This window comes from Paenibacillus algorifonticola, from assembly GCF_000971975.1.
Taxonomy (GTDB): Bacteria; Bacillota; Bacilli; order Paenibacillales; family Paenibacillaceae; genus Pristimantibacillus; species Pristimantibacillus algorifonticola.
Genome location: NZ_LAQO01000069.1, coordinates 1 through 9,286 on the forward strand (window position 1 = coordinate 1; position 9,286 = coordinate 9,286).

Sequence of the window (9,286 nt, forward strand, 5' to 3'; positions counted from 1 at the left end):
CATCCCTCGACTGTGCGGACGCAAGTAGCTGGTTTGCTGGCGCACTTCATTCCCGTTGTTGTCAAACAGCGAGATGACTTTCTTCTCTAGCACCTCTTCGCCCACTGCATCCTTCATTTGCTCCGTCAGCTGCAGCAGCTCGTTCGCATTCGAATATAGATATTCGCTGCGCTTCACGATATATGTCAGTTCGGTTTTGCTGATCGGATCGGTATAGCCGGTCGGCTGCTCCGACGTATACGTCTCCAGCATCGATTGACGATTGCCGCTGCGGTCATATGTGAAGACCGTCGTTTTGCCTGGCGCTTCCGCTGTTACGATACGACCGACTTCATCATATCCATAATTCGTCGCACCGTAGCTGTCCGTTTTCGTCAGCTGGTTGCCCGACAAGTCATACGTATAGCTGTATTCGGATAGTACAGCACCGTCCGCCTTCGTATTGACCAGCTTCAGCAGCTGGCTGTTGCGGTCGAAGGTGTAGCTTTCCTTCACTCCACCCGCATAAGCAATGGACGTACGGTTTCCGTTCTCATCGTAGCTATAGGACGTCGTCTTCCCTTGTGCCGTAACGGTACTCATTCGGCTTGATTTATCATACGTGTAGCTCGTCGTAAAGCCTGTTTTATCTTTCAGGCTCTTCACATTGCCTACCGCATCATACGTGTACGTGAGCTGGGTCTTTCCATCCTTCGCAACTTCCAGCAAACGATTGTTTCCATCATACGCGTAGCTGCTTTGGCCGCTGCCATCGTTCATGGAAGCACGGTTACCGATTTCGTCATACGTATACTGAATGCGGTCCTCGGTTTCAGCCACCGCTTTTTCGACCAGCAGTCCCCGATTGTCATAGCTATATCGCGTGTGGTTGCCATTGCGATCCGTTAGCTCTGCGGTTTGCAGCGCCAAATCGTAGCGGTAGGACATCGCTTGATTGTTCGGATTGATGACCTGCGTCACCAGACCAAATGCCCCATAACGATAGCGGGTAACCTTTCCTCTGCCGTCAGTCATATCCAGTTGGTTACCGAGTAAGTCGTAGCCATAGGTGACGCTGACTCCGAGCGGGTCGGTTACGCTCAGCAAGCGTCCCGCTTGATCATAGGCATACGTATGGGTAACCCCAAGCGCATTCGTTTCAGAGATTCGCTCTCCTGCCGCGTTGTATTGATACTTGTTCATTTTATTTTGCAGCGCGGCCTCTGGCTCTGCCTGGGCAATCAGGCGGTTCGCCAGATCATAGCTATACACGGTTCCGTAGCGCTGCGCATCCGTCGCTGCCGATGCATAGCCTTTGGCATCCATGACTTTAATGAGATTGTCTGCTGCATCATATACATTTCGCGTCACAATGATGTTGTACGGGTCTTTAACCGTCACCAGACGATTGAGCTTATCGTATGCATAGGTCATACGGTTGCCATTTGCATTCGCTTCGGCTATTTTGTTGCCCGCCAAGTCATAGCTGAAGATCGCCTTATGCCCTTCTCCATCGGTAACGGCTGCTACGCGGTTAAGCTCATCATAGGCGTACTTCGTCACATAGCCGCGCTCATTCGTTTCTTCCGCTACATTCCCATTTTCATCATACGCAAAACGTTTGACCGCATCCTGCCCGTTCACCTTGCGGCTCGTCTGCACCAGACGATTCATCGCATCATACGAATGGGTCGTCGTGTATTGGCTTCTACCCGCTGTATCGGTTGCCGCATACATAAAGGCTCTCGGATCAATTTCCTTCACCACATTGCCGAGCACATCATACACATATCCCGTTATGATTTGCAGCTTACCCGGATTTTCCTTATCTTGCAGAAGCTCCGTATGAGCCGAGCTATCTAAATACATATGCTGAGCATCCACCAGCTTCACGCTTTGCGTCACTCTGTCCTGACTGTCGTATACGAAACGCTCCACATCATAAACCGATGTATCCCGCAGCGTTGCCGTCTCGGTCACATTGCCGTTTTTATCATATTCATGAACCGTCAATGCGCCGCTGTTATCCGATTCGCTTTTCAGCAAATTGTTCAGATAATAGGCATAGGTTCTCTCGCGTAAAAAAGCTTCATCCTTCGAGCTGCTGAGGCTCTCTTTAATGAGATTGCCAGCCGCATCGTAAGCGTAGCTTTCTACGGCGTACACAACATTGCCGCTGCTATCTTGCTCCAACGGCGATTTCGTTTCAATCAGCTTCTTGTTGGCATCGTAGGCATACAACGAAACGCTGCCCCGCTTATCTTTAAGCGATACCAGATTGCCTGCAAGATCGTATTTCGACTCCGTACGCTGAAGCAGCGCATCCGTCACCAGCTTCACTTGCCCAAAGGCATTGTAGGCTGTTGTCGTCTTATTCCCAAGCTGATTTGTCTCCGCAGTTACACGTCCCAGCTTGTCATATTCATAAGACGTCACTCCGCCATCGGCATAGGTGATTGAGCGAACTAGACGATCTGGATAGTAGGCATATTCCGTTACCATGCCTCTGGCATCCGTCGATTTCGTTACATTGCCAAGCACATCATAAACAAACGTAGTCGCATGCTGCAGTGCATCCGTCTGCTTGATCAATTGACCGAGACCATCATAAACGTAGCTCATGCCCAATGAAGCTGACATATCCCCTGTATACTGCAAGCCATCTACCGTTTTGCTGACACGACCGTTCGTATCGTAGGCGATGTATTCCATCCCTTTGCCTTCTGGCGAGGTCGTAGAGGTCAGGCGATTCATCGCATCATACGTATACGATAAGCCCTTCATGGACTTGACTGTACCCGCACTATCCAGAGAAGCCGTATACTGATTCGGCAAAATCTCCTTGATTATATTGCCGTTAGCGTCATATAGATAACGGGTAACGGCTTCCGTTCCATCCGCTGCCGGCTGCTTTTTGCGAATAACCCGATCCAACTCATCATAGTCATAGCGAGTAAGCAGACCTAGCGGATTTTTTTCTTCAACTAAATTGCCCTTCTCATCATAGGTATAGGTGGTTGCTGCTCCAAGCGGATCGATTTGCTTCACGACGCGGTTATCCAAGTCGTAAGCCAGCTTGGTTACATAGCCTTTCGGGTCTGTCTGGCTCACAACATTGCCGGACTTATCATAGTGATAAACCGTTGTCGCCAGCACACGATCGTAGTAGGTATCATCTACCCCGGCATCCGCAAGCTCAGCCTGCACAAGCTCATCCATTTTCACCAATAGCGACTCCGAAAGCTTACGGGATTGAACATCATACGCATAACGCGTGATGTCATATTCGCCGCTTGCTACCTTCGTCCGCTTCAGCGTAATATTCCCAACCTCGTCATACTGCTGCAGCGTTTCCCGGCCATTTGGCCCGCTAACGCTAAGCACACGCCCCGCTTTATCGTAGCTATTCGTGATTTTATCGCCAGCAGAAGCCTTCGTTCCCTCTGCGCCTGACTTCGGCTGTTTATAGCTAAAGGTTTCACTGCTAAGCAGGCGATTCGCTTCATCATATTGATGCTCCGTCAGCTTATATTGAGATGAGGTCGAATTAGACGAGATGTAGGCTTGCTCAGCAATCAGATTGCTGCTGGAATCATAGCGATAATAAGAGGCTTGCCCCGCCTGATCCACCTTCTCGATTAATTCACCTTTAGCGGAATACGACATGCTTTCCACGGTTCCATCTGGATGCTCGATCCGGTAAGGCTTCTCAAACACATTATTTTTTACAGTCGTCACATTGCCGTTCTGATCCTTCTTGCTAACGAGCGTCTTGCCCGTAAGATCGTAATTGTAGCTTTCCTTGCTTCCATCCGGATAGACTTTCTCCTTCAACAGCCCATTTAATTAATAGCTGTACGACGTTTTACGCCCCAAGGCATCCGTTTCCGAGATGACATTTCCCAAAGCATCATACACATATTGGTTGGTGTAATGAGCTGAACCTTTGCTCGCATTGTCCGCGCCAGTCTGTGCAGAAACGACAGCAATAACTCTATCATTTGCATCATATTGATAGACATTTCCACTTGATTGCGATGGATTTGCGGCTTGATAGCCTTCGCCTTTCCCTTCCTTAATGACGTTGCCGCGCTCATCATATTGCTTAAACATCACGACCTCTTTGACTTTTCCGTCAAAAGAGCTGGCGGTTGTCATACGGTTCAGCGCATCATATTCATAAAGCGTCCCTGGCGCATCCTCGAGAGCCAGGGCAGAATATCTGCCGTCACTTTCTTTAATGACCTTGCCATTTGCATCATAAGCATACCGGCTTCGATTGCCGAGAGCATCGCTCTTCGTTGCCATACGGCCAAGCCCATCATAGGTCATCGTTTGCGTCATATCGGTTCCTTGAACCGTTAGGGTTTCGCTTAAAAGCTGTCCAAGCTTGTCATAGCGATAAACGGTACGTTTCCCGTTAGCTTTGCCCCCGAATGGCTCAGCCTTCTCAACGACCTGATTACGGTAATTATACGTAAACAATATCGTATCGTAGCCGTCTCCACTCCATACCTGCTGCTTAATGACATTGCCCGCAAGATCTCGGTCATACAGCATGCGGTAGCTTCCATGCTCTACCGTCTTGCTGCCATCTTTCTCTTTAAAAGTGCCCTCTTCCTTCGTCACCTGACCCGCAAAATTATAGGTGAACAGCTGCTGCTTGAAGCTGGTTTCAGCTGCATCCGTATAATACGTCCCGGTGAGCTTATTGCCGTTAAGATCATAGGCATACCGAACATGTGCCGTTCTCGATCCATCAAGCTTGGCGTATTCATCCGTCACCCGATTCATCGCATCGTAGGTGTAGCTTACATCGCTAGCTACGACACTCGCCGTTCCCGTTAATTTGCCCGTTCTTGTTCGGAGCGGATTTCCCGCTAAATCATAATCATGGCGGGTATACGTATAGTCCGCTTCACCCTTGGTATAAATACGCTGCTCCGCTACGCGTCCAAGAGCATCATAAATAACCTCCGTTACCTTCTGCCCTGGATCTTGCTGGAGCTTTAATTATCAGAGTAGCAACAACACCAAAAAAACCTTGAAAGGCACGAGGCCAATCAAGGTCAAATTGTCTTACCAGTTCCCTTTATCAAAGTCCTCATTATCAATTTCTTTAACGTATACGGAAATCCATAAAACAGTGTTTTCAACAGGATCAGTTTCAATATAAATCCCTTTAGGGCTGCAATATACTTCTTCAAAATCATCATATTCAAAACTTGGCTCTATTGCTAAAACCTCATCAATCGACATACCAATTTGAATTTCATTAAATAATTTTCCAGTATATTCCCTCAAAGCAGTAATCTTAAACAATTTACCATTGAATAAATTAAACCACAAGTAAACCTCATCTTTAATTTCGTACCTTACTAAAGATTTTCCTAATAGAGCATCAGCATCAGTGAGCTTTGTAATAGTGCTATAAAACTCGCTGATGTGGCTATATAGATTAATTCCACCCATTTCCTTCCACGGAACAATGGGGGCATTCAATAACACCATAGTTAATTGCCTCCTGTAAAGATTATTGTTGCTGTTTCTTTTCCATCTGTCTTGTATGCACTTTCAGGTCCATCAACTACCTTTATGATACCTTGGTCATTCGTACTAATTTTTACATATGGACTTCCTCCGTGTCTCCCACCCCCAGGTGATACTTGAACTTGAGTAATATTCCTATCTCCGCCAGTATTATTTATCTTGATAATTTTTGCTCCTGAACTTGATTTAGTGGAATCCTGTACAGTAACGTCATATCCTTCATTTCTCAACATTTGAGCGATTTCATCTACAGATTTACCTTTAAATGCACTCGGATTTGATTTAATTGTATTAACAGTGACTCTACCGTTGTTGAAAGCTGCATTTCCCGTCTTCCCAGGTGTACAATCATTCGTATTTGTATTATGCACCCAGATCCCGAGATCACTAACAAAGTAGGTATGGAAATCTTCTACTTCAAAATTATATACGGTTACCTTTTCCTTCAAAGTAACAATTTCGATGTTATCAATGGTTAAGAGGTCTCCATTACTTTTTTGAAGCTTTTCTCCCTCCTCTAGATCTTCTGCAAGTACCCAACCCTTTCCTTCTACCCAGAACGGATGGTTGAATGTCGTTTCAATGATTTGACCGTCAACGGACAGCTTATAAATCTCATCCCGTTGGTTTCTAAACAAGTTTAGAACTTCCTTGTATGCCTGTTCACCAGTCTCTTCATTCATGGAAAGAACCTTATCTCCGACCTCAATGTCTTCGATATTCTTCTCCCCTTCGTCTGTTAAAACCTTTGTTCCTGCTGTAAAACAGTTACATCCATTAGCCTTACTTTTACTCTTAACTTCTACCGGATCTTTTTGTTTCTTAGGATTTAATTTTAGTCCACTTGTCACTGTACCAGAAACCATCATATCTAGCGCTGCCTCTACCGCTTTTTTCTGTTGAGCGTTAAACGCAGCTTGTGCTTGTGCAACCGTCATTCCTTTCAGACTCAATAGATAGCCCAGAAAAACGGCCTGAATCTGTTTTCTTACCTGAATCCTGCCGAGTTTCTAGGAGTTACGCTCACAAAATGCAAGAAACCCACATCTCTCTTTGAGTTCTGGGCTATTTGACGCTAAAAAATGACAGACCCTGAGGTTTTCGGGTCTGTCAATAATTTTGTGTAGCGCGGCTAGGCAAAATCGCACTATACAGAATGTTTTACAGACTCAGAATTTCCAACCTCAAGGTCTAAAGTATTTTTATCAGTTATAGGCCTATACTATCTTATTCTTCTGTATGGCTGAAACTGATATCCTGAAATAAGTTATTTAATTTGGGCAAAACCTTTTTCTCAAAAAAACCATGCTCAACCTCTACAACTTCAAGATGAAAATCAGATTCAGCCTCATAATAAATAATTGCACAGTCGTAATTTTCTAATTCACTATTTTTTTGATGCAATAGGCATTTAAAATAAACCTCCGTTATACTAATTGCACCAACAATCTCATCCATGTCCTGAACTTTATACCATCGGACATTGGCAAGTGGATTAGATTTCAGTTTATCAGTTTCCATATCATACCAACTATGATTAATAAATTCTATTTTCCCATTAATAAAATTGAGAATTTTAGGATCTTCCTCAGTCAACACCACCTCGTATATCAAAGTTTTTATAGATTCAACAATGTTCTCTGGGAACGCAAACTCATTCAAGGTAACCTCATTAACTTCTTTTCCATCATATTCACAATAATTTTTTAATAATTCGGAAATTTTAAGAATAAGATTATCTTTAGTACTTTCGTTATGAAATAATAATTTATTATTTAGAAACAAATCATAAAAATCTTCTTTGTCACTCTTCACCATATCTTCATCCCAATAATATGGATCAGCCCTAAAATACTCAAAGAGTAATTGTTCGGAGTCGCTTGTGACGAACTGAATAAGTATTTTAGCTATTTCTTTTTTATCTAAGTCACTGATACAAGTTATAGTATATCTTCCATTGTGTTTTTTGATATTTAATTTCCCCATTACTCTCTCCCATTACTTGTCATTAAACCACCAGTGGATGTTACCTTCAGCATTTTCTATATGGATATGGTCTGGGTGAATATTTTTGCTTTTATAGCTATCCCTTTGACCTTTATCAAATCTTCCAACATAATTGCCATCTTTGTCATATACATTGTAGGATATATATCCATCGTCCCTTCTGAAATTCTCTTTCACTGAAAGTTGATTTTCTTTCTTAAATTGTCCCCATGACATCCCTACTGGTCTCCAATCCCCCTTCGATGGTAAATGTTTACTGGTAGAATATCCACTTGTAGCCTGATTAATATAGAAGCAACTTGTATTATGAACCCAAACACCCAAATCAGTCACATAGTACGTATGGTAGTCCGCAACCGTAAAGTTGTAGACCGTAACGGTATTGTCTAACTCAACAAACTCGACCTTGTCAATCGTCAGCGTGCTTCCGTCAGCCTTTTGGAGCTTATCGCCCGCTTCAAGCTCATCTGCGAGGACCCAACCTTCTCCTTCAACCCAAAACGGATGATTGTCAGTCGTCTCGATGATTTGCTCTCCAACATGTAGTTTGATTATATCATTTCGTTGATTACGATATAAGGCTGTTACTTCCTTATAAGCCAACTCTCCATTCGGATTATTCTCATCCTTGGCGAGAACCATATCTCCGACCTCAATGTCTTCGATTTTCTTCTCCCCTTCGTCCGTCAAAACCTTCGTCCCTGCTGTGAAACAGTTACATCCGCCTGCTGGCGTTTTCGTCCCAGTTGTTGTTTTTCCCTTTCCCTTATTAACAACTGTCATCTTGGCTGATATGTTACTTCCAATTTTTATTCCTGGTATACCAATCAGCACCGTGAGATCAACGGCAACTTGCTGATTGTAAATTTGTGAGACTTCTCCAAGAGACATACCAAGTTTATTTGATTTAAACTGAAGCTCCACAGATGATCTTGCATCCCATTTCAAATTCAACTGCTTGCTTTCCTCTTTACTTAAACTTCCGTCTCTCATCATATACCATGCTAAAGCGATTTCTGAATATGAATTAAACCCCGTTCTCTTTGGCGTAAGATCTGCTGGCAGACTGAATACGGAAGTTGTATCTAGAACTTTTTTTGTATCTGGATCGTAAATGATAGTACTGTTCCTTATCATCTTTATCTCTAAGACTGGCATTTTATTTGCACCAGTAGTGTACTCATTAGACTGTTTGCCTACCACAGTCACAACCGCAACTTTCGCTACCTCTAATACTTTTCCTGATTTATCCTTTACTGCGGACACCACTGTTGAATCAACTTGGACAATATACGTTCCATCTTTAACAGGTTTTGATCCTGTCATCATCTTATCGAACGTTTCGTTATCAATCATCGTTCTGCCATTCTTTATAGTAACAACAGATTTTCCACTATCATCCTTTTTATTAGGATCAAATACAATGCTGTATCCATCTACAAGTGTGACGGTCGTTTTCTTGGTTTGGGCATCATACACAATTGTTGATCCCGTTGCTCCTGCCAGTTCCCTTAACGAGGTTTCTACATGTCCAGTAGGATCAATGTAAATCAACGGATTATTCAATACATACGTATACCGATTCAGCGACAACGGCTCATTCGCTCGTCCTTTATACGTATCCTCGGATATAAACCGTCCCACATACGGATCGTAATAACGCGCCCGAAGGTAATACAACCCCACTTCCGCATCATAAAACTCTCCCGAGTAGCGGATCGTGCTTTCATATAGCTCAATCGTCAGCGTT

General features: G+C 43.9%; 6 protein-coding genes. All 6 read right to left on the bottom strand.

What is annotated here, in order from left to right; translation table 11 throughout:
* On the bottom strand, window positions 1-3,813 hold a 3,813-nt coding region (locus WH37_RS32735; RefSeq protein ID WP_046234867.1), incomplete at its 3' end, for an RHS repeat domain-containing protein.
* Window positions 3,814-3,825: 12 nt separating this feature from the next.
* Entirely contained in the window at window positions 3,826-4,773 is a 948-nt protein-coding gene (locus WH37_RS32740) for an RHS repeat protein (RefSeq protein ID WP_074905095.1), read from the bottom strand.
* Window positions 4,774-5,058: 285 nt separating this feature from the next.
* A complete protein-coding gene (locus WH37_RS32745; RefSeq protein ID WP_046234869.1) occupies window positions 5,059-5,490 on the bottom strand; it encodes a hypothetical protein in 432 nt (143 codons plus the stop codon).
* Between the two features lie 2 nt (window positions 5,491-5,492).
* Window positions 5,493-6,467: a polymorphic toxin-type HINT domain-containing protein gene (locus tag WH37_RS37295; RefSeq protein ID WP_052737426.1), complete on the bottom strand. Its 975-nt coding sequence runs from the start codon at window positions 6,465-6,467 to the stop codon at window positions 5,493-5,495.
* Window positions 6,468-6,756: 289 nt separating this feature from the next.
* Window positions 6,757-7,515 carry a hypothetical protein gene (locus WH37_RS32755; RefSeq protein WP_046234870.1) on the bottom strand — a complete coding sequence of 253 codons (759 nt, stop codon included), beginning with the start codon at window positions 7,513-7,515 and terminating at the stop codon, window positions 6,757-6,759.
* Between the two features lie 12 nt (window positions 7,516-7,527).
* The coding region (locus tag WH37_RS36905) for a polymorphic toxin-type HINT domain-containing protein (protein WP_046234871.1) at window positions 7,528-9,286 on the bottom strand (1,759 nt) is incomplete at its 5' end.

What these genes read in the sequence shown, in the direction of transcription:
- WH37_RS32740 (WP_074905095.1), bottom strand. Translation starts at nt 4,773, where the DNA reads ATGAATCGGGTGACGGATGAATACGCCAAGCTTGATGGATCGAGAACG.
- WH37_RS32745 (WP_046234869.1), bottom strand. Translation starts at nt 5,490, where the DNA reads ATGGTGTTATTGAATGCCCCCATTGTTCCGTGGAAGGAAATGGGTGGA.
- WH37_RS37295 (WP_052737426.1), bottom strand. Translation starts at nt 6,467, where the DNA reads ATGACGGTTGCACAAGCACAAGCTGCGTTTAACGCTCAACAGAAAAAA.
- WH37_RS32755 (WP_046234870.1), bottom strand. Translation starts at nt 7,515, where the DNA reads ATGGGGAAATTAAATATCAAAAAACACAATGGAAGATATACTATAACT.